We start from the raw sequence: 21,952 nt of genomic DNA, 5'->3' as shown, positions 1-21,952 counted from the left end.
CCATCGTCGGCTCCCTGCCCGACGGCCGTAGCCGGGCCGACATCGCCGAGCTCGGGAGTCGGTGGTGCCTCGCTCGCCGGCGGTGCCTCGTCTGTCGGTGGTGCCTCTCCTGTCGGTGGTGTTTCTCCTGTCGGCGGTGTCGCTCCCGCCGAGACCGGCGCCTCCCGCGACGACGCCGGCAGCCTCTCCGCCGACCGCGCCGCCCCTCACGACGCCGCCGCCGACCTGCTGGCGACCGTTCTCCACCTCGCCTGCATGCTCCGCGGCGATCCCGCGTGGTGGCAGGAGGCGCTCGCCGTCGGCGAGGAGCACCCCCTCGATCCCGTCCTGCGCCTGGTGGAGGCCTGCGTGCGGCCGGTCCCGGACGAGGAGTGGGAGGGCCGCCTGCGGCTCGCCGAGGACTCCGCGGTCACGGGCGACCCGTGGAAGACGGTCGCGCTGCACCTCGCCTGGTCGCTGCTCGAGGTCTCGGACGAGCGCCGCGACCGCCTCGCCGCGCTCCTCGACGGCGGGGAGGAGGCGGACGGCCTGCCCGGCGCCCTCGCCCTCCTCCGCCGCGGCACCACCGCCCTCGACGGCGGTCGCCTCGACGACGCCTCGGCCGACCTCGACCGCGCCGCCGCCCGCGCCGACGACCTGCCCGCCGTGCGCGCGCTGATCGACGCGACTCGCGCCCGGGTCCACGCCGTGCAGGGCGACCGTGCACGCACCCTCGAGTGCGCCGAGCGCGCGACGGCCTGGGCGCTGCGGCACGGAGCGGCGTCGGTCGCGCGCGCCGCCGATCACGCCCTGTGCTCGCTCGACCTCGGCGGCGGCCGTTTCGAGGAGGCGCACGCCCGCTCCTCCTCCCGCGCCGGCGGCGATCCGCTGGAGCTCCTCGACGCAGCCGAGGCCGCCTCGCGCCTCCGCCTGCCCGAGCACTGCGCCGAGCTGGCGGCGGCCGCGGCGGACCTCGCCGCGCGGCCCCTCGCTCCCCGCGGGCGGATGCTCGCCCTCGCGGCGACCGCGGTCCTCGATCAGACCGGCGGCGCGGGCGCCCTCTTCGAGCGCTCCCTCGACCCGGCCTCCGAGGAGTGGCCGTTCGAGCGGGCGCGCGTCCAGCTCTGCCACGGCGAGTGGCTGCGCCGCCGGATGCGCCCGCTGGAGGCGCGCACCCGGTTCCGCCAGGCCGCCGCGGGATTCGCCGCGGTGGGGGCCGAGCTCTGGCTCGCCCGCGCCCAGCACGAGCTGCGGGCGGCGGGCGGAGCGGGGGAGGCGCCGGTCGCCGCCGACCTCAGCGAGCAGGAGCGGCGCGTGGTCTCCCTGGCCGCCGCGGGCCTGTCGAACAAGCAGATCGCCCAGCAGCTCTTCGTCTCGCCCCGCACCGTCAGCGGGCACCTGTACCGGATCTTCCCCAAGCTCGGGGTGACCTCGCGGGCCGGGCTCCGCGACGCGCTCCTCAGCCTCGAGGACGCCCGGAGCGCGTGACGGAGCCGCAGGATCGAGTCATCCGACCTGGTGCCTGCCGCCGCGGGAGGCGCATGCTGAGCGCATGACGTCGCAGCAGATGATCGACCCCTCCGTCCCGCCGAGCGGCCCCGGCTGCGTCGAGTGCGAGCAGTCCGGCTCGTGGTGGCTGCACCTGCGCCGCTGCGCGCTCTGCGGGCACATCGGCTGCTGCGACGACTCGCTGAACCGCCACGCGACGGCCCACTACCACTCGACCGGCCACGCGGTCATCCGCAGCTTCGAGCCCGGCGAGGACTGGTTCTGGGACTACCGGACCGACGACTACGCCGACGGCCCCGCCCTGGCCGACCCGCAGAGCCACCCGGCGAGCCAGACCATCCCGGGGCCGAAGGACCGCGTGCCGCGCGACTGGCAGTACCTCCTCGCCGAGCGCGCCGAGCGCGGCTGAGCGGCGCGCCTCCGCGAGAGCGCAGGACTTTCGCGAGAGTCCAGGAGTTGTCGCACTCGGCATCGACTGCGACAACTCCTGGACAGTCGCCGGCCGCCGGCTCCCTGCGCACGTCCGCAGGCGGCGTGCAGACAGAAGTCGCCGTGCTCGCGACCGACGACGGCTACTTCTGGATGGTCGCGGCGGCCCGCCCAGGAGCGATCGCCACGAGGGTCCAGGAGTTGTCGCACTGGGCGTCGAGTGCGACAACTCTTGAGCAGTCGCGGCCGTCGGAGCCGCCGACACCCAACGCTCGTCCACAGGCGGCGAGTAGTCAGGAGTCGCCGTACTCGCGACCGACTACGGCGACTTCTGGATGGTCGCGGCGGCCCGCCGAGGAGCGATCGCCACGAGAGTCCAGGAGTTGTCGCACTGGGCGTCGACTGCGACAACTCTTGAGCAGTCGCGGGAGCAGTCGTGGGAGCAGGTCGGAGCCAGCTGACCAGCCGGCGGCCGACGCCACGCCTGATCGGCGTTCGTCACCTCCGGACCCCTCCGGCCGGGCCCCGCCCCGTCACCCCCTCTCGACCCCGTCCAGCGCTTCCGCCTCCGCGATCCGCAGCCGCATCTGCCGGTAGCGGTGGAACTGGTACACCCCGTGCAGCACGGCGAGGACGACCGCGGCCGCCATCCCGCACGCGATCGCGGGGACCTCGTCCGCGCCGCTCTGCGTCAGCGCGAGCGCGACTCCGGCGCCCGCCACGATCGAGTTGACCACCGCGATCGCCGAGGACATCGTGAAGAAGATGCCCCGCCAGCTCTGCCGCCGGCCGATCTCGAGCAGCTCGTTCGGCGCGTGTCGGCCGCGCGGCACCGCGAAGTAGGCGCCCGCGCCCGGCAGCAGGGTCCCGTAGTAGCGACGGATGCGCTGGATGGCCGTCAGCGCGGCGATGTCCTCCATCGAGGTCTGCACCAGCCGCTCGTAGGTGAACACCCCCAGCAGCACGACGACCGGGATGATCACCGCGAGGAACCCCATCGCGTACCGGGTCGGGGCGAGGAAGCCGAAGGCCACGAGCGAGCTGGAGAGCATCGTCAGGTAGAGCGAGGCGCGGCTGCTCGACTCCGTCACGGTGATCCCGCGCGCCGACTCCAGCACGAAGTGCTCGGTCAGCAGGGCGTTGAGGAACGCGGCCGGCCGGTCCGGGAGCGACGCGGCGGAGACGGCGGCCTCGGGCAGCGCGGGCGTGCGGGGAGAGTCCTCCTCGTCGAGGCGGTCGCCCGGCTCCGGATTCACGGCCGCACCTCTCGCGGGGACCGTACCTCTCGCGGGGCCGCCCCGCGGCGTCCGCTCTTCGAGTCATCCGACTCGCGCACCGGCTCCACCCGCGCGCCTACCATCGGACGCGACGCCGAGCACCGCCACCGGGGCGCGTGCGCAGACACCGAAGGGCCGTTCATGACCGACACCCGCCACCTCCACTCGAACCAGCGAGACACCCTCGAGCGGCTGCTCGAGGACTCGCCGAGCCACAACGTCCTCTGGGCGGACGCGCTGACGCTGCTCGAGGCCGTCGGCACCGTCCACGAGAAGCACGACGGCGCCTTCTCGGTGACGGTCGGCTCGACGACCGAGACCCTCCACCGGCCGCACCACAAGGACGTGGACGAGCAGCAGCTCGTCGACCTGCGCCGCCTGCTCCGCGGAGCGGGGTACGGCGCATGAGCGCCAGGACGCCCGCCGACCTCACCGGGTCGGCCGCCGAGCGCCTCCGCCGGCTGGACGCGCTCGACGCGGGTGCGCTGACCGAGGAGTGGCTGCTGCGCCAGCTGCGCCTCGCGCTCGGGGATCTCGCCGTGCTCGAGCCGGCCGCCGAGGCCGAGCAGGAGCGGCGCGAGGACTTCTGACGCGGCGGGCGGCCGTCCCGGGTGCACGCGGCCGGCACCCGGACGGCCGCCGGCCCGCACCCCGCAGCGCCGCCCCGCTCCGCCGCTCATCGCCCGGCCGCCGCGCTGCGGGCGCGCAGCAGCATGCCGGCCGTCGCGGTCGCCGCCAGCACGAGCGCCGCGAACACCGTCAGCACGATCGTCGCGGCGACGAGGTCGAGCGCCGCTCCCGCCGCCAGTGCGGGCACCGCGAGTCCCGTGTACGCGACCAGGAACACCACCGCCAGGGTCTCGCCCCGGCGGGCGGGATCCGCGAGGGCGACCGCTGTGCCGATCGACCCCTTGAAGAGCAGCCCCACCCCGAAGCCCGAGACGACGGCGCCGGCGAGGAACACTCCCAGCTGCGGAGCGATCGCTCCGGCCGCGACCGCCGCGAGCCCGACCGCGCAGCCCGCCACCGCGATCGAGAGCTGCAGGCGCATCCCCACCTTCACGAGCAGCAGCTCGCCGAGGGCCGCGGAGGCGAACACGGCGAAGGACGTCGCTCCGGCCAGCAGGTGGTCGCGCACCTGGAAGGTCTGCACCAGGAACGTCGGTGCGAGCGAGGTGAAGAGGCCGAGGACGGAGAATGCCGAGAAGGCTCCGAACGCCGCGAGCAGGAACGCCCGGCGCGCGTCCGCCGGCACCGAGAGCCGCTGCGGCCGGTAGGCGGGCGCCGTCTCCGGCACGTCGACCGTCTCGGGCACGAGGAGCAGCGCCAGGCCCGCCACGAGCAGCGCGACCAGGAACACCTGGTGCGGCAGGAGGAGCGGATCGGGCAGGAACTCGGCGAAGACCCCTCCGAGCAGCGGGCCCAGCGAGAGTCCGCCGAGGTTCACCGCGCCCGAGATCGACGCGGCGACGATCGTGTTCTCGTCGGGCCGGGCGCGGGCGCGCAGCTCGCCGAGGTGGGTGGTCGCCGTGGCGGTGAGCATCCCGATGCTGACGCCGTTGACGAAGCGGGCGACGATCAGCCCCGGCACCTCCGTCGTCAGCGAGAAGAGCACGGCCGAGATCGCCGAGACGAGCACCGCGATCAGCAGCACCCGGCGGCGGCCGAGCCAGTCGCTGACGTGACCGGCGAGGTACAGGCTCACGATCACTCCGACCGCGTAGGCGGCGAAGACGACGGTGATCACGAACGGCGGGAAGCCGTCGAGCTGCTGGTAGAGCGGGTAGAGCGGAGTCGGCACCGTCGAGTACGCCATCACGAGCAGGAACGTCGCGGCGACGATCCAGAAGCCGACGCCGTGGCGCACCGTCGGCAGCCGGCGACTCACGAGGTCTCCTGCAGGTGGCGGTGGGCGAAGGTGACGGCCATCGCGCCCTCGCCGACGGCGGAGGCGACGCGCTTGACCGAGCTGCGGCGCACGTCCCCCGCGGCGAAGGAGCCGGGGACGCTGGTCTCGAGGTAGAACGGCGCCCGCTCGAGCGGCCAGTCGCGAGCCGCGTGCTCGCCGGCGAGGTCAGGTCCGGTCACGAGGTAGCCGCCGGAGTCGCGGACGATCGCGGTCTCCGCCGCCCACGTCGTGTCCGGCTCGCCCCCGATGCAGACGAAGAGGTGGGAGGTGGCCAGCGCCCCGTGCACACCGGTCGCCGAGTTCTCGACCTCGATCGACTCGAGGGCGTCGGCGCCGTGCAGGCGGGTGACGCGGGAGTCGAGCAGGATCGTCACGTTCGGCTGCCGGACGACGCGCTCCGCGAGGTAGGAGGAGAGGCTGTCGGCCAGATCCGGGCCGCGGACCAGCATGGTCACGTGTCGCGCGTGCGCCGAGAGGTTCATCACGGCCTGCCCGGCCGAGTTGCCGCCTCCGACGACCACGACGTCCTCGCCCTCGCAGAGCGGCGCCTCGCTCGTGCCGGCACCGTAGTAGAGGCCGACGCCGAGCAGCTCGTCCTCGCGCTCGAGGCCGAGCCGGCGCCACTGGATGCCCGTGGCGCAGATGTTGGTGCGGGCGACGACGGTCGTCCCGTCGGCGAGCAGCGCGTGGATCCGGTCGTCGGCGAAGCGCCCGCGGATCCCCTCGCGCATCCGCAGCAGCTCGGCGCCGAACGAGACGGCCTGCTGCCGCGCGCGCTCGGCCAGATCGGCTCCCGCTATCCCGTGCGGGAAGCCGAGGTAGTTCTCGATCAGGCTGCTCGAGCCGGCCTGCCCGCCGATGGCCGAGCGCTCGAGGACCACGACCTTCAGCCCCTCCGAGGCGGCGTACACGGCGGCCGAGAGCCCGGCCGGACCGGCTCCGTAGATGGAGAGGTCGTACTCCGCGAGCTGCGGCGAGCCGACCCAGCCGAGCCGGGCCGCGACCTCGGCGAGCGTCGGATCGGAGGCGCGGCTGCCGTCCGGGAACACCACGAGGGGGAGTGACGCGGTGGCGAGCGGGTGCCCGGCGACGGCGAGGCACTGCTCGTCCGTGTCGATCGGCGTCCACGAGAACGAGACGACGCTGCGCGAGAGGAGGTCGCGGATCTCCCACGCGTCGCGGCTCTCGCGCCGCCCGTAGAGGCGGACCTGCGGGAGGTCTCCGGCCACGGTCACGAGGCCCGCCGCCGCTCGAGCCCGTCGCGGAACTTCATCAGCTTGAGGCAGAGGTGCAGCGTGCTGCGGGCGAGGCCGTCGTCGAGCGCCTCCCGGACCGCCTCGGGCAGGTTGTCGAGGCGGTAGTAGAGCGTGGTGCGGTGGATGTGGAGGAGCCCGCACGCCTCCCGCACGCTGCCGCGCACGTCGAGGTAGGCCTCCACGGTCCGCCGCTGCACCTCGTCGCCCCGCTCGAGCAGCGTCGCCGCGGCCGGCGAGAGCATGGCGAGCTGCGAGCTGTCCGCCCCGATCGAGGCGAGGAGCACCCAGGCCCCGAGCTCGGCGATGTCGGCCCGGCTACGGCCGTCGGGCAGGGAGCCGACGATGGTCGCCGCGAGGGCGGCCCGCTCGGCAGTCGGCAGGAGGTCGTCGTCGCGGACGTTGAAGCGCGCCGAGCCGATCGCGTCGACGGCCGTGCCGCGGCCGCGCGCCTCCGCCCGCAGGACGTCGTCCGCCTCCGCGGCGGCCTCGGGCGCCTCCACGCTCACGAAGAACAGCACACCCTCCTGGTCGCCGAGGAACGTCAGGCCGGAGGCGGCGCTCGCGTCGATCCGCCGCGCCAGCGCCGTCCGCTGCAGGGAGCCGGTCGGGCCGGTCAGCCGCACCGCGCGGACCACGGTCTGGGCGTCCCGGCGCAGCCAGCGGCGCTCGACCGCCTCGGCGAAGGAGGCGCGCCGGGTGCCGCCGTCGCCCGACAGGAGCGCCGCGAGGACGTCCGCGCGCCGGGAGCTGCCGCCCGACCGCGTCGAGGGGCCGAGGAGGCGGCGGATCGCTCCGACGGCCGCGTCGATGAGCGAGTACTCGGCCGGAGTGAGCGGCGCGGGCCGCTCCCGGGGGAGGAGGAGGGTCGCGAGCCGGCCCCGCGGATCCTGGACGGGGAACACGCCGTCGTGAGGCGCCTCCTCGCTCGCGCGCGTCGCGGCCAGCACCCGGCTCGAGGCGTCCTCGATCGTCACCGGGCGGTCGAGAGCCTGGGCGAGCTCGTCGGCGAGGTCCTGCAGAGTCATCGGCGGGGATCCGTGTGGGGGGCCATGCCGTGATCCTCGCGGAGGGAGCCCTCCCGAAGCGTGGCCCTTCCAGGCCCACCTTGCGCGTCGGATCCGCTGCCGGCCGCGATGAGACGCTCAGCCTCCGCTGCCGGGGCGGTCCCCGGGGGTCCCGTCCGCGAGGAGGCGGTCGAGGACGTCCGGCCAGTCGAGCAGGACGCCGATGTGGCCTCGACCGGGCCGGATCGTGAGCTCCGCGGCCGGGTGGAGGCGGCGGATCCGCTCCGCGTGCGCGACCGGGACCACCCTGTCCGCGGCGCCGTGGAGGAGGAGGACCGGCGCCGCCAGGCGCGAGAGGTCGACTCCCCAGGGCATGACGAGAGCGAGGTCGTCGTCGACGCTCCCGCCCTGTTCGAGCTCCGAGGCGCGTCCGGCCTCTGCGCCGAGCGCCGTCAGCGGGCCGTCGAGGGCCGAGTAGTCGTCACCGGTGAACTGCTCCGGATCGAAGCGGGCCGTCTCCTCCCACTCCTCGCGCGCAGCCCGGCCGTCGCGCGCGCTGCGGAGAGCGCCCGGATCCTGCATGCCGTCGAACCACGCTCCGTCGTCGCTGAAGGGCGCCGGGCTGCCGAACGTCGCGACGCCCAGGACGCGATCACCTCCGAGAGCCCCGACGGCCAGCGCGTGCGGGCCGCCGCCGGAGTAGCCCGTCACCAGGAAGCGCTCGATCGCGAGCAGGTCGGCGACGCGGAGCACATCGGCGGCCGCGTCCGCGATGCTCCGTCCGGGAGCCCGCATCGAGCCGCCGAAGCCGGGACGGGCGACGGAGAAGAGCCGGATGCCGCGCGCCGCAGCGGCGTCGACGTGGGGAGCGAGGAGTGCGCCGGTGTGCGGTGTCCCTCCGCACCAGACGACTGCAGCGCTGGGGGCTCGAGTGCCGAGGAAGTCGTGGGCGACGAGCGTGCGCGAGTCGACGCGGAACTCGTGCCGGGACGTAGCGGCGCGTCCGGTCATGGAGGAACGGTAGCCGCATGTCGAGGGCAGTGGGCGTCGCCCGGCCCGACCGGGATGCGACGTCTCGTCGTAGGGTCGACGGGAGGGTCGGTGGGCCCTCGGACGGGAGGGGTCCGCATGTCGATCGACGAGGTGTCCGACGGGATCGAGGCGGCCGCCGCGCTGCCGCACGTGCGCTCCGGCTTCTCCGGCGCGACACCGTACGGGATCGCGCAGCGCTTCGCCGCGGGGGAGCTGACGCGGGAGCAGGCCGTCGACGAGCTCGGCCGCCGGCGCTACCGGCCCGGATCGCCGAGTGACGGCTTCGACTGGACGACCCTCGACCCGGGGGAGTTCGAGGAGGTCCGCCGGGCCCTGTCCGATGGTCTGCTCGACGCCGCGATGTACGACGAGATCCTCGACCGGTACAGCGGGCAGGACTCCTCCGGCGAGAGCGCGGCGTCCGCGGAGGAGAGCGCATGAGCGCCGGCCCCCTGGACCTCGCCTTCACCGCCCCGATCGGTGTCGCCGTGAAGGGCGACCTCTGGTCGTGCGTCGAGGTGCCCGGCTCCGTCGAGCTGCTCGGCACAGGGAGGTCGGTGAAGGTGGTCGCCACCGTCGACGGCGAGCCGGTGACCGCGGGCCTGCTGCCGACCGGCGCCGGCGGCCACATGCTGTCGATCAGCGCGAAACTGCGGAAGACGATCGGCAAGGACCTCGGCGACGTCGTCACCGTCCACCTGACCGAGCGCCTGAGCTGAGCACTGGCGGTTGGCCAGGGCTCGCGTGCGGATGGTTGACTCGACGGATGCGGAATCGAGTCCTGTTCGTCGTCGGGGTCACAGCGATGTTCGTCGCGCTGGTGCTGAGGCTGGTGTGGCCGGCCGGTGAATTCGCCTCCGGCTTCTCGCTCGCCCTGCAGCTGAGCGGCATCCTGCTCCTCCTGGTCTACGGGGTGAAGCACTTCACGGGGCGGCCGCGCCGGAGCTGAGCGGCTCATCCCAATCGGGGGTGTAGGAGTTGGGGTCTGAAGCCGCCGGTCTCGAGCAGGCTTCGGGCGATGCAGTTGGTCAGGTTGCGGAACCCGAGTGCGGAGCCGCGCAGGTGTTCGAGCCGTCCGTTGAGCGCCTCGGTCGGCCCGTTGCTGGTGCCGGGTCGTTCGAAGTAGGCGAGCACGTCAGCGGCTCGCTTCTTCAGGGTCCGGCCCAGGGTGGTGAGCTCGGTGAGCACCTTGGGGACGCCGGCGCTGAGGTCGGTGATCAGCTTCTCCATGAGCTCGCGGCCACGTTGCCGGTCCTCGTGGCGATAGGCGGCGATCATGCGCTGGTAGACACCCCAGGTCGCCTCGACCTCGACGTGAGCGTCATCAACGAACAGCGCGCGTAGCCTGTCGCTCTGCTTGTCGGTGAGCAGGTCCGCGCCGGTGTGCAGACCGAGGCCGTCGAGTCGAGCGAAGGCGGTCAGGTCAGGGCGGCCGAAGCCGGCCGGCGGGGTAGCGTCGGACACGTCGAGGTCTTTCGGATGGATGACGTAGGAACCTCCGTCGTCGGGAGACCTCGACGTCTATCTGCGGACCGACGCGCCCGGCCGACCTGAACCGTCATCTGAGAAGACCCCTGAAACGTCTTCGCCGACGACGGGGCCGGCGAGGAGGAGGGCGCGGTGAGTTAGAAGAATGGAGCTTGCTCGGCTTCGACGCCGCCGCAAGCTCCGGTGAAACGGTCGGTACTGGTCGGTCGTCGTCGGTCACCACCGGATGGCGGCGTCCTCCACGCTCGGCGTTTGCGCAGGTCAGCGGCTCGTTCGCCCAGTGGGCGCATCAAGCGATAGACGCAAAGCATTAGGTCGTCCGTTCGATTCCGACAGGCGGCTCCGGCGAACCGTTCTGGTGGTCGCGCGATGCGCTGGCCTCACGGCTCTGCCCGACACCGACGTCGCTCTCCTCTGCGACGGACCCCTCGCCGGCTGAGCGCTCGCGGCCGGCATCCTGTCCGTGTGCCGAAAGGCCTTGCACCGCTCGGCAACGCAGCGTGGCGTTGCGTCGCGACCTGGCGACGGCTCGGCGGGGCGCGATCGTCTCGTGCGTTGGCGGACTACGGGAGCTTGGACGCGAGGACGTCGGCCGCCAGGATCTCGGGTGCTGCGCCGAGGAGGTGCTGGTTGGCCATCAGGGCTGCGACGATGGCGCCGTTGGCGTGGGCGTCGCGAGCGGCTTCGTCGGGGAATGCATCGAAGATCCAGAAGGTGTCGGCGTGGGTCCTGACCGCGAACCAGACAATCGTTCCTACTTCTTCGTTGGCGAGTGCGACAGCGCCGGCGAGCAGATCGGCGACCGCGTCGTGCTGTCCATCGGCCGCGACGATCTTGGCGACGAAGGCATACGGAAGTGATGCGGGTGTGGACATGAGGGACTCTCCTTGACGTCGGGGTTCTTCGTGGGACGAGTTCAGCCTATGACGAGCGAGGGCCGGTGGGGAGTGGCGTATACGGCAGTATTGCTATTGTTTACGTCATGCGTATCGGACTGATCGCGATCGACGGCTGCTTCGGTTCGGCTATCGCGTCGATCATCGACATCGTGCGGGTGGCCGACGGAGCCCGCGGCGATGTCGACCCGAGGATCGACCCGATCGAACTCGCCATCCTCGGACCGAAACGGCGAGTGACCACGACGGCATCGATGACCCTGTCGGTGGACCACCCGCTGTCGGAGTCCGGAGAGTTCGACGTGGTCGTCGTCCCTGCGCTTGGAACCCTTACGGCCGCCGCTACCAACGACGTCCTCCAGAGCCGAGATGCTCGTTCGGTCATCGCCTCGCTCGGGCGCCTCGACGAGGCGACCACCCGGATCGCCGCGGCGTGCACCGGCGTGTTCGCTGTCGCCGAGACCGGACGGATGCATCATCGGAGGGCGACGACCAGCTGGTTCCTGGGGCCGGAGTTCCTGAAGCGCTATCCGACCGTCGCCCTCGATCTCGACACCATGGTCGTGGTCGACGGGAACCTCGTCACCGCCGGCGCCGCGTTCGCCCACATCGACCTCGCGCTCTCACTCGTGCGATCGATCAGCCCCGACCTGGCCCAACATGTCGCCAAGCTCCTCATCATCGACGAGCGTCCGTCTCAGGCGGCCTTCGTCGCCTACGAACATCTCCGGCACGAGGACCCGATCGTCGTCGAGTTCGAACGCTTCGTGCGCGCCCGCCTGGACGAACCGTTCAACGTCGCCTTCGTCGCGCAGTCGCTCGGCACCAGCCGGCGCACCCTCGAACGACGAGTCCGTGCGGCGCTCAACCTCACTCCGCTCGGCTTCGTCCAACGGCTTCGCATCGAACGAGCTCGGCACCTCTCAGCAACCACGGACTTCACCTCCGCCGAGATCGCGCTACGGGTCGGCTACGCGAATGCCGAGACTCTGCGCTCCCTCCTGCGCAGGGAGCGACGCCGTTCCTGACCTATCGCCATGCCTGTAGCCGGTGTCCTAGCGCTCGACTGGAACCACCTCTCAGCACGTCGCGTCGACACTCCTGCGTCGCCCCTGGACGACCCACTCGACACGCCCGCAGCACAGGTCATGTGACGTGTCCCGGCTTCCCGGACGGTCGGGGTTGGGTGGCTGTGATGTCGCTGCGTTCTCGTCGAGGGGGTCAGCAGACTCGATCAGGGTCGACTGGGATGAGACGAGAAGGCGGTCAGGTCAGGGCGGCCGAAGCCGGCCGGCGGGGTAGCGTCGGTCACGTCGAGGTCTTTCGGACGGATGGCGTAGGAACCTCCGTCGTCGGGAGACCTCGACGTCTATCTGCGGACCGACGCTCCCGGCCGACCTACACCCTCATCTGGGAAGAGCCAGCTGAGCTCCGGAATCGGAGGAAGACCCGTGAGCGGAGCGGAGGAGCCGGCCCGGGCGAATCCGGAGCCGGAGGTCCACCGGGCGCTCGCGCGGTGGGCGGCGGAGTGCGCGGAGCGCGCCCTCCCCGCGTTCGAGGAGTGGGACCCGGACAATGCCCGCCCCCGGCGCGCGCTCGACGTCCTCCTCGCCTGGGGGCGGGGCGAGGCTCCGATGACCGAGTGCCGCACGGCGGCCTTCACGGCGCACGCCGCAGCCCGCGCCGCGACGCAGGCGGGCGAGCGGGCCGCCACCGCTGCCGCGCGGGCGGCCGGGCAGGCCGCAGCCGTCGCGCACATGGTCGATCACTGCTCGCACGCCGCCGTGGAGAGCAGCGCGCAGCCTCGGGCCTTCACGCGAAGGAGCGCGCAACGGATCGTCGCTCTCACTGAATCCGCCCGCTGCGCGGATGCTCTCCCAGCGATCTTCTCGCGTCGTTGAACGTCCGCGACTGCTGTGTCGTGTCCTCGGTGGGACCACCTCGGCCCCCGCACTACAGGAGGCATCATGCTCAAGCGAATCGCGACCACTGTGACGACTGCGGCGTTCGCCGCCGTCCTTCTCGCCGGATGCTCGACGGCCGCTGGCTCGGCCGCCTCGTCGGAAGCGCCGGCCGACAGCCCCTCCGCCACCGCGATGGCCTCCGCCACCGCGACCGCCTCCGCTGAGACGGCGGCTCTCACGACGGCGTCCTCGCCGCTGGGCGAGATCATCACGGACGAGGCCGGCTACACCGTCTACACGTTCATGAAGGACACGCAGAACTCGGGCAGCAGCAGCTGCTACGACGAGTGCGCCACGACCTGGCCGGCCGTGACGGCGTCCAGCACGACCGCCGCGGACGGGATCACCGGAGAGGTCGGCTCGATCACGCGCACCGACGGGACGACCCAGCTGACCGTCGACGGATGGCCGGTCTACCGGTTCGCGAAGGACACCGCGCCGGGCCAGGTCAACGGGCAGGGTGTGAAGGACGCCTGGTACGTCCTCCTCCCTGACGGCACGATGAACAAGGAAGCCGCGGCCATGAGCACCGCCACCCCGGCGTCCTGATGCGACGGCGACCCGTCCCCGCGCAGCGAAGCGCATCGTCGGGCCGGGTCGCCGGTTCTCGACAGGCATGGACGGAAGGGATGACCGGCAGTGATCGCAGCAACCGTGATGAGGGAGCGCACCGTGGCGCTTCGAGGCGGTGAGCGTTGTGCCCCGCCCCGTCGATGAGCTCCTGGCGGCGCTGTACGAGAGTCACGGCCCGGCCTTGCGGCGCTTCGTGCAGAACCTCACTCGGAACGCGGCGCTGACGGAGGACGTCGTGCAGGAGACGATGGTCCGGGCCTGGCAGCGCCCGCAGGTCCTCGAACGCGACGCCGACGCCGCTCGCGCGTGGCTGTTCACCGTCGCCCGCAATCTCGTCATCGACGACGCCCGATCCGCTCGGAGCCGACGCGAGGTGCCGGCGAAGGACGAGGACGGCGGCGGCGCCGTCCCCGATCGCACCGACGCGGTCCTGGACAGCATCCTGGTCGCCGACGCTCTCGCATCGCTGTCGGTGGAGCATCGTCAGATCGTGGTGGACGCGTACTTCCTCGGACACACCGTCCCCGAGATCGCCCGCCGGCACTCCATCCCCGAGGGAACAGCGAAATCTCGATTGCACTACGGACTGCGCGGACTGCGACTGGCTCTGCAGGAAAGGGGCGTCACCCGATGAACGACCACCACGGAAGCTCTGCGACGGAGGACGAGTACCGCGACTGGGACGCGTCCTACGTCCTCGGCGCTCTCCCCGCAGATCAGCGACTCGAGTACGAGCAGCACCTCAGCGGCTGCGCGGCCTGCCGCGCGGCCGTGGCAGAGCTGGCAGGACTGCCCGGCATCGTCGGCCGCCTCTCCGTCGAGGACGCTCTCGCCATCAGCGCATCGGACGACGGCGAGGAGGCGCCGCCGTCGATGGTGACGCTGCCCGCCATCGCCCACCGTGTCCGGACGCGCCGACGTCGGCGCCGGCTGGTGACGTCCCTCGCCGTCGCGGCCGCCGTCACCGCCTCCGTCTTCGGAGGTGTCGCTCTCGGCACGGGCATCGCGGGCGCTCCCGTGGCGAGCGAGGCGACCCTCGAACCGATGGACCCGATCGCGGCCGATCCCGCTCTCGCTGCGGACATCCAGGTCGAGGGGAAGCCGTGGGGCACCCGGCTGGAGTGGAGCTGCACCTACAGTGGTGATGCGCCCGCCGACGCGGAGTACGAACTCGTGATCACCCGCACAGACGGCAGCACGATCACCGTCGCCACCTGGACGGCGGCCGGGCGGCGCGCCGTCGACCTGGCGGCGTCCACGGGCGTCGCCCGGTCGGAGATCACCGGCGTCGACATCAGGGTCCGCGGCACGAACTCCCCCCTCGTCCGCACCGACACCTGAGACACCGCCCACCCGCAGGAGACACCGACACTGCCCGCGGTGCCGCGGGCACCGGACAGGAGCAGACCATGAGCACCGAGACCACGCCGCTGCACATCACCCGCGAGGGCCCGAGAAGCTTCATCGGCCGCAACGCGCGAGGAGCCGAGGTCCGCATCGGCGGGTCGGACGCCGACGGCGTGTTCTCGCCCGGCGAGCTGCTGCACCTCGCCCTCGCCGCCTGCGGCATGCTCTCCTCGGACCACATCCTCGCCAGCCGGCTCGGAGCCGACTTCGAAGCGACCACCGACATCACCGCGACCAAGCCCGAGGGCGAGGACCGCTACGACTCGATCGCCGCCGTGATCCGCGCCGACCTGTCGGCGCTCGATCCCGAGCGGATCGCCTCACTGTCCGAGCGCACCCACCGGGCGGTCGACCGCCAGTGCACCGTCGGCCACACGCTCGAGCACGGCGCGGCGTACACCGTCGACGTCGTGGACGACCAGGCCGTTCCCGTCAGCGGTTCGAGGACGGGGGCCGTCTGAGATCAACACCTCATCGGTCACGGCGACCGGTGACGACCGAGACGCGGACGTCTCCCTTCCGTGCCGTCAGTCTGCGACTCGCCGACCGGATCCGAGACGATTCGCGAGGCGGAGCGCGTTCACGGAGCGGAGGTGCTGGTCGGCGCGGTGACGCCCGTTGGCCGGTGAGGGGTGCGGTGCCGCGAGGACGGGGACGACACGGGGATCATCGTGCAGGGTCAGATAGCGCATGACCCCGTCGAGCGCCACGGTCCCGTAGGTGACGACGGCGTCGAGCGCGGGCAGCAGCTCCAGCAGCTCACCGAGCGCGAGCCGGCCCTGCTCGATGTCCGCGGGGCGGACGCGGCCAGGGATCTCCCACGGGATGAGGTTCCACCGGACGTAGTGGTCGCGGGAGAGTCCGGACTCGATGCGGGCCGCCCGGAACGCGGCGGCGGTGGGCCCGAGGTTGTCTTCGCTGCAGACGGCAGCGGATCCCGCGGCGATCGTCCGAGGGCCGGGTGACTGCATCAGCACCAGGACGCGACTGGCGGTGCCGCCGGAGCGGGGATCGAAGCCCGGAACGAAGCGTCCGGTCGCGTCCGCGGTACTCCGCCAGGTCTCGGCGAGGGCGTTCAGGGTTCGGACATCCACGATGCTCCTCGATCCCGGTCAGGCCGGCCGCGGTGGTGCGAGCAGGGTGCCGCGGATCACGGAACCGTGGAACGTGCGGGCGGCGACGATGATCCACGCGGCGACCAGGCCGACGTAGTAGAGCACGGCGAGGCCGGCGACGACCGTGAGACCGGAGTGCAGGGCGAGGCCGTTCAGTCCGGTGACGCAGGTGCCGACGGGGAACGTGAACGACCACCACGTCAGACTGAACGGCAGGTGCTCCTTCGCGGTGCGGAGGGTGATCGCGAGGGCGATGACGGTCCAGAGCAGCGCGAAGCCGAGCATCGCGAAGCCGTACACCAGAGCCACGACCAGCAGCGCACGCGCCATGCCGGCGTCCACGACGGTGGGCGCGTTCGAGGCGAGCAGATTCACAGCGGTGATCGACTGTCCGACCGGACCGAGGACGATCCACAGCGTCGGCACCATCCCCGCCGCTCCGACCTTGTGCTGCGCGAGCCGGTTCCAGATCAGGGTGATCACCACCAGCGACGCGACCAGGCTGAGGCCGAAGAAGCCGTAGCAGGACCACAGGAGCGTCTCCCGCGCTTGCCCGGCGGGCGCGTACGGCAGCAGCACTGCGCCGGTGGAAGCGGACACCATCGGCGGAACGATCGGCATCAGCCAGCCGCCGAACGCCGAATCGGGCTTGTTCTCATGCCGGGTGAACGCGAGGTAGGGCACCAGGACCGCCGTCGCCAGCCCGCCGAGAGTCCCCGCACCCCAGAGCACCCAGTCGATGGCGACAGCGGCCGGCAGGCCGATCCAGTCCTTGCCGAGGAGGAGGGTTCCCGCGCCGACGGTGAGAAACGCCATCGGCGGCGCGCCGTAGAAGTGCGAGAGGACCGGATTTAGGTGGTGCCTCGCCGCTGTACCGCGGTAGCGGACCCAGTGCAGCCCGGTCGCGACGGTCAGCGCGACGAGCAGCAGCGCGGCGATCGCCCAGATGACGGTGGCCCCGGTACGGAGTCCGGGGAACTGGAGTGGCAGGGACGCGGCGGCGACCGCGACGATGCCGGTGCCCATGATCGACGCGAACCAGTTCGGCGTCAGGTTCGACACGATCAGTCCCGGATGCTCCAGCTCCCGGAACAAGCGCCTCGACCGCGGAGGATGCCCGATCGAGGAAGATGCGCGGGCGGGGGAGAAAGTTGTCATGACTCCAGCCTGAGCATCGCCGTCACCAGCCGATACAGCGATCGTGTTGGCGGGGCACAATGAGTGCTTGTGGCGACGCGGCGATTGACGGACCGGATCCTGGATCTCGACACGCTGGAGGTGCTCGAACGCATCGCCGAGGCGGGCTCGCTCTCCCGCGCTGCCGAAGCCCTCGGCGTCACCCAGCAGGCCGTCTCGGCGCGTCTGCGGGTAGCGGAGCGCGCCATCGGGCAGCCGCTCGTGCGCCGCTCTCCGATCGGGTCCCTGATGACCGACGCGGGCCGGCTCGTGCTCGAGCTGGCCGGCCCGGTCCTCGAGGCGTCCCGCCGCCTCGAGGCGGGCGCGGCGGCACTGCGACAGCCGACCGGCTCACTGGTTCTCGCGGCGTCGCAGACCATCGCCGAACTGCTGCTCCCACGCTGGCTCCTCGAATTCCGACAGCGCACACCCGAGGTGAGTGTGCAGCTGATCGCCGGCAATTCAGCCACGGTCACAGAGCTCGTGCGATCCGGTGCCGCGCAGCTCGGATTCGTCGAGACACCGGCGTCCACGGCCACGCTCTCCTCTGACGTGGTCGCGGAGGACGAACTCGCTGTCGTCGTGGCACCGGACCACCCCTGGGCACGCGCGGCGAGTATCGGCGCCGAGGAGTTGGCCGGGACCGCACTGCTGACACGAGAGGAAGGCTCCGGCACCCGGACGACCCTCGAAGCATGGCTCCACGACGCCGGGCTCGCACTCACGACTCCCGCCGCGATCCTGGAGACGACGGCGATCATCCGAGCGAACGCCCGCGCCGGCATCGCGCCCGCAGTCATGAGCATCCTCACCGTCGAAACAGATCTCGCCGCGCGCTCACTGATACGAGTGCCCCTCCGCGGACCAGCACTCGTGCGACCCCTCCGCGCCATCTGGTCCGATCGCATCGGGTCGTCCGCGGCGGCGTTCCTGGAGATCGCACACGAGTTGCGCTGACCGGTGCACGGCTCGTCGCTACGCCGATCACGCCAGCGGCCGTGTCTGCTCGAGCTACAGCGATCTGGTCGATCTGCCCACGGCGGCGCGGACGTCATGTCGCGGTGATGGCGAAGAGTCCCGCGATGCCGACGGTGTAGAGCGCGAGCACGATCAACGAGTCGATTCCCATGCCGGCGATGCGGCGGGTGGGTCGGAAGATCAGTCCGACGATGTAGACGAGGGTGAGCAGGGCGGCGAGAGCGGTGAGGTAGATGTCGGACGAGTTCGCCTGCGGGAGGACTGCGGTGCCGGAGAGGACGGTGGCGACGAGGAACAGGACGGGGAGGAAGGCGTTGCCGCCGAAGATGTCGCTGATGGCGAGGTTGTCGTCGCCCTGCTTGATGGCTTGCAGCCCGGTCGAGATCTCGGGGAGGGAGGTGGCGAGAGCGAGCACGGTGGCTCCGAACAGCACCCCGGAGAGACCGAGCTGCGAGGATGCTGCGTCACCGGCGCGCTCGAGCACGACACCGGCGAGGAGGGTCGCCGCGGCGGAGATCGTGAACACGATGGTCGCCTTGCGTGTGCTCATCGGGTGCGTCTTCTTCTTCGAGGGGGATGCTGTCGCGTCGGGGGCCCGCCCGTCCTCGTGCCAGGGGAGGTGCTTGCCGGAGCGTTGCACGATCAGCAGCCCGACGACCCAGAGGCCGGCGATGAGGACGACGTCCGGGGTCAGGCGCAGCACTTCAAGTCCGGAGGGCAGCTGGCTGCCGGCGATGACGACGGCGAGCACCGCGACGACCACGAGCCCCTCGAGCACGAGTGTGAGGGACGCGGCACGGTAGGTGAGCGGCTTCGCACCCTTTCCGGGCTTGCCGAACAGGTCGAGGACGACGAGGACCACGGTCTGCAGCGCGATGCCGCCGAGGATGTTGCCGACCGCGACGTCCAGGTTCCCGGAGAGCGCGGCGGACACGGTGATCGCGATCTCCGGCAGGTTCGTCGCGACGGCGAGAACGATCAGACCGCCCAGCGCACTCCCCAGGTGCAGACGCGCATCCAGAACGTCCGTGGCCTTCGACAACTGGATGCCGGCGACCCACACCACTGCGGCGGCGGCGAGAAAGATGACGACGAGAACAACGAAGGGCAGACCATCCATGCAGTGAGTGAACCGCGCCGACGACGATTCGCGACCCCCTTGCGCCTGAGCTGCTTCTCACCGCCTCGCGCGCGGTGGTCTCCGTGGTGATCGGTTCGACCGCGTGCCATCCTCGACGACACCCCGATCGTCGGGTCGAGCGTGATCCCACCGTTCGTTCCCGAGGCGCGCTTCGTCAGTAGCAGCCGATCCGGGTACGCCGCAGCGTCCGCGCGCGTACGCGCGGGCAGCTGGCGGGGACCAGACCCGGGAGGAAGGCACCGGTGTCGCCCGCAGTGCATCCGCGACACTCCGCTGGCTCCAGATCCTGCGATCCTCGAGCGGCTTGACCGGATCGTCGGTGACCGTGTCCCGTGGCAGACGCATCAGATGGCCGGTGACGTTGCACACGCTCTGGCGACGCTCGCGGACCGTGTCGATGCGGTCATGATCATTGTCGGCACGAAGGAGCCGTCTCTGCGTCGCACCGTGCAGGAGGTCTTCTCCGGTGCCGTCGGCGCCCGTCTCGCTCACCGTCAGCACCGGCCGGCCCTCATGATCCCCCTCGCCCCGGTCGATGATTCGGAGCCGCTGCCCTGGTCCTGACCGAGGTGCGGGCGTAGGCTGACGGCAGTGGTGATGGATCCCGCCCGAGCGTGAGCTCGAACTGCCGCCGAGGCTGATGGTTCCTACCTTCTCGATCAGAGACCAGGTAGGTGACCCATGCCCGCGCATCCCCCGCTCGTCCTCGTGCGCCACGGTGAGAGCACCGGCAACGCCGACGGTCTCTTCTGCGGCGTCCTCGACGTCCCCCTCACCGACCTCGGACGTGACGAAGCGCGACAGGCCGCGACGCTACTGAGGGACGCATCGATCGACCCCGATCTGATCCTCACGTCGACCCTGCAGCGCTCCACCGAATCGGCCCGGATCATCGCCGGCGCCCTTCCAGGGCGGCCGCGGATCGTCGCGGCCCAGTGGCGGCTGAACGAGCGCAACTACGGAGCGCTCACCGGCCTGTCCACAAGCGCCGTCGGAGCCCGGTACGGGGCCGACGCCTTCCTGGAGTGGCGCCGGTCGATGGACGTCCGCCCGCCTGCTCTGTCCGCCGCCGCCTTCGTGCAGCTGCACAGGTCCGCGGCGTTCCGTGGGCAGCCGGCCGAGGCGATGACGGAGACGGAGTCGTTGCGCGACGTCGTCCACCGACTGCAGCCGCTCCTCGAGGAGCGCATCCTGCCCGCCCTCCAGGAGGGCGAGACGGTGCTCATCGTCGGGCACGGCAACTCCCTGCGCGCGCTGCGGGCCCTTCTCGAGGACCTCGGCGATGCCGCGGTCCGCGATCTGAACATCCCGACGGGTCAGCCGTACCTGTACGACACCGGGCCGTCCGGGACACCGATCTCGAGGAGCGGACGCTACCTCGACCCCGCAAGAGCCGACCGGGCGGCGATCACGCCCGCCCACGAAGGAGGAACCTGATGAACGCCTACATCAGCCACACCCGCACCAGCATCCACGGGACGGGCGAGTACGTCACCCACCCCGCCGGACACCCGCTGGTCATCACCGACGTCGCCGCACGGCAGATCCTCGACTCCCGCGGCTTCCCGACCGTCGCTGTCACCCTGCGTCTGGACGACGACACCGTCCTGGACGCCTCCGCCCCCGCGGGCGCCTCGACGGGCGCGTTCGAAGCGGTCGAGCTGCGCGACGGCGGCCCCGCGTTCGGCGGACGCGGAGTCCGCTCCGCTGTCGCGGCCGTCGACGGCGAGATCCGCGCCCTCCTGCTCGATCACTCCTGGACTTCGCTTCGCGAGATCGACGAAGCGCTGCGAGCACTGGATGGAACCGCGAACCTCGCCCGCCTCGGAGCGAACTCCGTCGTCGCCGTCTCCATCGCGGCCGCCCGCGCCTTCGCCGCGCGCACCGGCCTGCCCCTGCACCGGTGGATCGCCGATCACACCGGGGCGACCGCCTCCCTGCCCGTCCCGCACTTCAACGTCATCAACGGTGGCGCGCACGCCGCGAACGGCCTCGACTTCCAAGAGTTCATGATCGCCCCCGTCTCCGCCGGCACCGAGGAGGAGGCCGTGCAGGTCGGCGCCGAGATCTATCACGCCCTCGCCGCCCGCGTCCGCACCGCCTACGGCACCTCCGGGCTCGGCGACGAGGGCGGCTTCGCGCCCCCCATCGACCGGCCCGAAGACGCCCTGGACCTCCTCGTCGCAGCGATCACCGACGCCGGATACCAGCCCGGCACCGGTGACATCGCGATCGCGATGGATCCCGCCGCGAACGGCTTCTTCCACGGCGACGGCCACTACACCGTCGCCGGCACCGATCTCGACCGCGACGCACTCGCCCGCTACTACGAGAAGCTGATCGCCGACTACCCGATCCGCAGCATCGAGGACGGCTTCGCCGAGGACGACCACGAGGGCTGGGCCCTCCTCGCCCACGCCATCAGCGACCGGGTGCAGCTCGTGGGAGACGACCTCTACGTCACCGACGCCGACCGCATCCGCGACGGAGCCCGCAACGGCTACTCCAACGCCGCACTCATCAAGCCCAATCAGATCGGCACCATCACCGGCACCCTCGACGCGATCGCGGCCGCGCACGACGCAGGCATGCGCTGCATGGTCTCCCACCGCTCCGGCGAGACCCTCGACACCTTCATCGCCGACCTCTCGGTGGGAACCGGAGTCGGGCAGATCAAATCCGGCGCCCCCGCGCGCGGCGAGAGGGTCGCGAAGTACAACCGCCTCGTCGACATCGAACACCTCGACCCCACGCTGCACTACGGTCTCACCCACTGACCCGCCCCCTCCCGAAAGGTCCCACTCCCCGTGACTGATGAC

The 21,952-nt window shown here is 71.7% G+C and carries 26 protein-coding genes, 1 pseudogene and 1 riboswitch; of the genes and pseudogenes, 17 read left to right on the top strand and 10 right to left on the bottom strand.

Annotated features, from left to right (window positions below):
* Together C5C37_RS16325 and C5C37_RS16320 are read left to right on the top strand one after the other, a co-directional pair.
* Window positions 1-1,467: LuxR C-terminal-related transcriptional regulator (locus C5C37_RS16325; RefSeq protein WP_219814503.1), on the top strand; the 1,467-nt coding region annotated here is incomplete at its 5' end.
* 64 nt (window positions 1,468-1,531) lie between these two features.
* Entirely contained in the window at window positions 1,532-1,897 is a 366-nt protein-coding gene (locus C5C37_RS16320) for a UBP-type zinc finger domain-containing protein (protein ID WP_104339280.1), read from the top strand.
* Window positions 1,898-2,450: 553 nt separating this feature from the next.
* Here C5C37_RS16320 and C5C37_RS16315 read toward each other — a convergent pair.
* Entirely contained in the window at window positions 2,451-3,173 is a 723-nt protein-coding gene (locus tag C5C37_RS16315) for a hypothetical protein (protein WP_104224776.1), read from the bottom strand.
* A 162-nt stretch (window positions 3,174-3,335) separates the two neighbouring features.
* Between C5C37_RS16315 and C5C37_RS16310 the strand changes: the two genes are divergently transcribed.
* Together C5C37_RS16310 and C5C37_RS16305 are read left to right on the top strand one after the other, a co-directional pair.
* Entirely contained in the window at window positions 3,336-3,602 is a 267-nt protein-coding gene (locus C5C37_RS16310; RefSeq protein WP_104275769.1) for a hypothetical protein, read from the top strand.
* Entirely contained in the window at window positions 3,599-3,784 is a 186-nt protein-coding gene (locus C5C37_RS16305; RefSeq protein WP_104339279.1) for a hypothetical protein, read from the top strand. Before C5C37_RS16310 ends, C5C37_RS16305 begins: the two co-directional genes overlap by 4 nt.
* 86 nt (window positions 3,785-3,870) lie before the next feature.
* Here C5C37_RS16305 and C5C37_RS16300 read toward each other — a convergent pair whose 3' ends face one another.
* The 4 genes from C5C37_RS16300 to C5C37_RS16285 all read right to left on the bottom strand — a co-directional run bounded on the left by C5C37_RS16300 (window position 3,871) and on the right by C5C37_RS16285 (window position 8,374).
* Window positions 3,871-5,082 carry an MFS transporter gene (locus C5C37_RS16300; RefSeq protein WP_258074187.1) on the bottom strand — a complete coding sequence of 404 codons (1,212 nt, stop codon included), beginning with the start codon at window positions 5,080-5,082 and terminating at the stop codon, window positions 3,871-3,873.
* Window positions 5,079-6,338: an NAD(P)/FAD-dependent oxidoreductase gene (locus tag C5C37_RS16295; protein WP_181127445.1), complete on the bottom strand. Its 1,260-nt coding sequence runs from the start codon at window positions 6,336-6,338 to the stop codon at window positions 5,079-5,081. Before C5C37_RS16295 ends, C5C37_RS16300 begins: the two co-directional genes overlap by 4 nt.
* Window positions 6,335-7,384, bottom strand: coding sequence for a helix-turn-helix domain-containing protein (locus C5C37_RS16290; RefSeq protein WP_104339278.1), 1,050 nt, complete (start codon window positions 7,382-7,384; stop codon window positions 6,335-6,337). Before C5C37_RS16290 ends, C5C37_RS16295 begins: the two co-directional genes overlap by 4 nt.
* A 117-nt stretch (window positions 7,385-7,501) precedes the next feature.
* The gene (locus tag C5C37_RS16285; protein WP_104339277.1) at window positions 7,502-8,374 is read right to left on the bottom strand and encodes an alpha/beta fold hydrolase; all 873 of its coding nucleotides are present in this window, start codon (window positions 8,372-8,374) and stop codon (window positions 7,502-7,504) included.
* Between the two features lie 117 nt (window positions 8,375-8,491).
* On the opposite strand from C5C37_RS16285, the gene C5C37_RS16280 reads away from it, so the two are divergent.
* Genes C5C37_RS16280 through C5C37_RS16270 form a run of 3 tightly spaced genes read left to right on the top strand, consistent with a single transcriptional unit; the run spans window position 8,492 to window position 9,344 of the window.
* Window positions 8,492-8,836 carry a hypothetical protein gene (locus C5C37_RS16280; RefSeq protein ID WP_104224782.1) on the top strand — a complete coding sequence of 115 codons (345 nt, stop codon included), beginning with the start codon at window positions 8,492-8,494 and terminating at the stop codon, window positions 8,834-8,836.
* Entirely contained in the window at window positions 8,833-9,114 is a 282-nt protein-coding gene (locus C5C37_RS16275; protein WP_104250445.1) for a DUF1905 domain-containing protein, read from the top strand. Before C5C37_RS16280 ends, C5C37_RS16275 begins: the two co-directional genes overlap by 4 nt.
* Before the next feature lie 47 nt (window positions 9,115-9,161).
* Entirely contained in the window at window positions 9,162-9,344 is a 183-nt protein-coding gene (locus tag C5C37_RS16270; RefSeq protein WP_104224784.1) for a hypothetical protein, read from the top strand.
* 5 nt (window positions 9,345-9,349) lie between these two features.
* On the opposite strand, the pseudogene C5C37_RS16265 reads toward C5C37_RS16270, so the two are convergent.
* Both C5C37_RS16265 and C5C37_RS16260 read right to left on the bottom strand, forming a co-directional pair.
* Window positions 9,350-9,784, bottom strand: a pseudogene (locus C5C37_RS16265) (transposase); the annotation flags it as partial.
* A gap of 662 nt (window positions 9,785-10,446) precedes the next feature.
* Complete coding sequence (locus C5C37_RS16260) at window positions 10,447-10,758, bottom strand: putative quinol monooxygenase (RefSeq protein ID WP_033107114.1); 312 nt, start codon at window positions 10,756-10,758, stop codon at window positions 10,447-10,449.
* A 107-nt stretch (window positions 10,759-10,865) separates the two neighbouring features.
* Here C5C37_RS16260 and C5C37_RS16255 point away from each other — a divergent pair, with 107 nt between their 5' ends.
* The 6 genes from C5C37_RS16255 (at window position 10,866) to C5C37_RS16230 (ending at window position 15,184) form a co-directional block, all read left to right on the top strand.
* Window positions 10,866-11,807, top strand: a complete 942-nt coding sequence (locus C5C37_RS16255) for a GlxA family transcriptional regulator (RefSeq protein ID WP_053548963.1) — start codon at window positions 10,866-10,868, stop codon at window positions 11,805-11,807.
* Between the two features lie 423 nt (window positions 11,808-12,230).
* On the top strand, window positions 12,231-12,680 hold the full coding sequence (locus C5C37_RS16250) for a putative immunity protein (protein ID WP_146085260.1): 450 nt from the start codon (window positions 12,231-12,233) through the stop codon (window positions 12,678-12,680).
* Between the two features lie 66 nt (window positions 12,681-12,746).
* Entirely contained in the window at window positions 12,747-13,292 is a 546-nt protein-coding gene (locus C5C37_RS16245; protein ID WP_104257434.1) for a hypothetical protein, read from the top strand.
* Window positions 13,293-13,440: 148 nt separating this feature from the next.
* Window positions 13,441-13,950, top strand: coding sequence for a sigma-70 family RNA polymerase sigma factor (locus tag C5C37_RS16240; protein ID WP_056865923.1), 510 nt, complete (start codon window positions 13,441-13,443; stop codon window positions 13,948-13,950).
* The gene (locus tag C5C37_RS16235) at window positions 13,947-14,657 is read left to right on the top strand and encodes an anti-sigma factor (RefSeq protein ID WP_104257433.1); all 711 of its coding nucleotides are present in this window, start codon (window positions 13,947-13,949) and stop codon (window positions 14,655-14,657) included. Before C5C37_RS16240 ends, C5C37_RS16235 begins: the two co-directional genes overlap by 4 nt.
* Before the next feature lie 68 nt (window positions 14,658-14,725).
* On the top strand, window positions 14,726-15,184 hold the full coding sequence (locus C5C37_RS16230) for an OsmC family protein (protein WP_104263392.1): 459 nt from the start codon (window positions 14,726-14,728) through the stop codon (window positions 15,182-15,184).
* Window positions 15,185-15,250: 66 nt separating this feature from the next.
* Here C5C37_RS16230 and C5C37_RS16225 read toward each other — a convergent pair whose 3' ends face one another.
* Both C5C37_RS16225 and C5C37_RS16220 read right to left on the bottom strand, forming a co-directional pair.
* Complete coding sequence (locus tag C5C37_RS16225) at window positions 15,251-15,817, bottom strand: uracil-DNA glycosylase family protein (RefSeq protein ID WP_258068752.1); 567 nt, start codon at window positions 15,815-15,817, stop codon at window positions 15,251-15,253.
* A gap of 18 nt (window positions 15,818-15,835) precedes the next feature.
* Entirely contained in the window at window positions 15,836-16,900 is a 1,065-nt protein-coding gene (locus C5C37_RS16220) for a TDT family transporter (protein ID WP_258064100.1), read from the bottom strand.
* A gap of 165 nt (window positions 16,901-17,065) precedes the next feature.
* Between C5C37_RS16220 and C5C37_RS16215 the strand changes: the two genes are divergently transcribed.
* A complete protein-coding gene (locus C5C37_RS16215) occupies window positions 17,066-17,971 on the top strand; it encodes a LysR family transcriptional regulator (RefSeq protein WP_104224793.1) in 906 nt (301 codons plus the stop codon).
* Window positions 17,972-18,065: 94 nt separating this feature from the next.
* On the opposite strand, the gene C5C37_RS16210 is transcribed toward C5C37_RS16215, so the two are convergent.
* A complete protein-coding gene (locus C5C37_RS16210; protein ID WP_104339274.1) occupies window positions 18,066-19,112 on the bottom strand; it encodes a sodium:calcium antiporter in 1,047 nt (348 codons plus the stop codon).
* 369 nt (window positions 19,113-19,481) lie between these two features.
* On the opposite strand from C5C37_RS16210, the gene C5C37_RS16205 reads away from it, so the two are divergent.
* The 3 genes from C5C37_RS16205 (at window position 19,482) to eno (ending at window position 21,910) form a co-directional block, all read left to right on the top strand.
* The gene (locus C5C37_RS16205; protein WP_104248139.1) at window positions 19,482-19,697 is read left to right on the top strand and encodes a hypothetical protein; all 216 of its coding nucleotides are present in this window, start codon (window positions 19,482-19,484) and stop codon (window positions 19,695-19,697) included.
* Window positions 19,698-19,717: 20 nt separating this feature from the next.
* Window positions 19,718-19,790: riboswitch (Fluoride riboswitch) on the top strand.
* A gap of 24 nt (window positions 19,791-19,814) precedes the next feature.
* Entirely contained in the window at window positions 19,815-20,570 is a 756-nt protein-coding gene (locus tag C5C37_RS16200) for a 2,3-diphosphoglycerate-dependent phosphoglycerate mutase (protein WP_104339273.1), read from the top strand.
* Window positions 20,570-21,910: a phosphopyruvate hydratase gene (gene eno / locus C5C37_RS16195; protein WP_104224797.1), complete on the top strand. Its 1,341-nt coding sequence runs from the start codon at window positions 20,570-20,572 to the stop codon at window positions 21,908-21,910. Before C5C37_RS16200 ends, eno begins: the two co-directional genes overlap by 1 nt.
* Window positions 21,911-21,952 lie beyond the last annotated feature (42 nt).

It is taken from the genome of Rathayibacter sp. AY1F9 (assembly GCF_002932155.1).
Taxonomy (GTDB): domain Bacteria; phylum Actinomycetota; class Actinomycetes; order Actinomycetales; family Microbacteriaceae; genus Rathayibacter.
Note: the sequence above shows the minus strand (reverse complement) of the source record. Positions and strands in the feature narration are given on the sequence as shown.

Bases quoted from the DNA above. Each gene is read 5' to 3' on its own strand.
- C5C37_RS16290 (WP_104339278.1), bottom strand. From the start codon at position 7,384: ATGACTCTGCAGGACCTCGCCGACGAGCTCGCCCAGGCTCTCGACCGC.
- C5C37_RS16280 (WP_104224782.1), top strand. From the start codon at position 8,492: ATGTCGATCGACGAGGTGTCCGACGGGATCGAGGCGGCCGCCGCGCTG.
- C5C37_RS16320 (WP_104339280.1), top strand. From the start codon at position 1,532: ATGACGTCGCAGCAGATGATCGACCCCTCCGTCCCGCCGAGCGGCCCC.
- C5C37_RS16285 (WP_104339277.1), bottom strand. From the start codon at position 8,374: ATGACCGGACGCGCCGCTACGTCCCGGCACGAGTTCCGCGTCGACTCG.
- C5C37_RS16270 (WP_104224784.1), top strand. From the start codon at position 9,162: ATGCGGAATCGAGTCCTGTTCGTCGTCGGGGTCACAGCGATGTTCGTC.
- C5C37_RS16245 (WP_104257434.1), top strand. From the start codon at position 12,747: ATGCTCAAGCGAATCGCGACCACTGTGACGACTGCGGCGTTCGCCGCC.
- C5C37_RS16275 (WP_104250445.1), top strand. From the start codon at position 8,833: ATGAGCGCCGGCCCCCTGGACCTCGCCTTCACCGCCCCGATCGGTGTC.
- C5C37_RS16255 (WP_053548963.1), top strand. From the start codon at position 10,866: ATGCGTATCGGACTGATCGCGATCGACGGCTGCTTCGGTTCGGCTATC.
- C5C37_RS16305 (WP_104339279.1), top strand. From the start codon at position 3,599: ATGAGCGCCAGGACGCCCGCCGACCTCACCGGGTCGGCCGCCGAGCGC.
- C5C37_RS16230 (WP_104263392.1), top strand. From the start codon at position 14,726: ATGAGCACCGAGACCACGCCGCTGCACATCACCCGCGAGGGCCCGAGA.
- eno (WP_104224797.1), top strand. From the start codon at position 20,570: ATGAACGCCTACATCAGCCACACCCGCACCAGCATCCACGGGACGGGC.
- C5C37_RS16235 (WP_104257433.1), top strand. From the start codon at position 13,947: ATGAACGACCACCACGGAAGCTCTGCGACGGAGGACGAGTACCGCGAC.
- C5C37_RS16260 (WP_033107114.1), bottom strand. From the start codon at position 10,758: ATGTCCACACCCGCATCACTTCCGTATGCCTTCGTCGCCAAGATCGTC.
- C5C37_RS16310 (WP_104275769.1), top strand. From the start codon at position 3,336: ATGACCGACACCCGCCACCTCCACTCGAACCAGCGAGACACCCTCGAG.
- C5C37_RS16210 (WP_104339274.1), bottom strand. From the start codon at position 19,112: ATGGATGGTCTGCCCTTCGTTGTTCTCGTCGTCATCTTTCTCGCCGCC.
- C5C37_RS16205 (WP_104248139.1), top strand. From the start codon at position 19,482: ATGGCCGGTGACGTTGCACACGCTCTGGCGACGCTCGCGGACCGTGTC.
- C5C37_RS16200 (WP_104339273.1), top strand. From the start codon at position 19,815: ATGCCCGCGCATCCCCCGCTCGTCCTCGTGCGCCACGGTGAGAGCACC.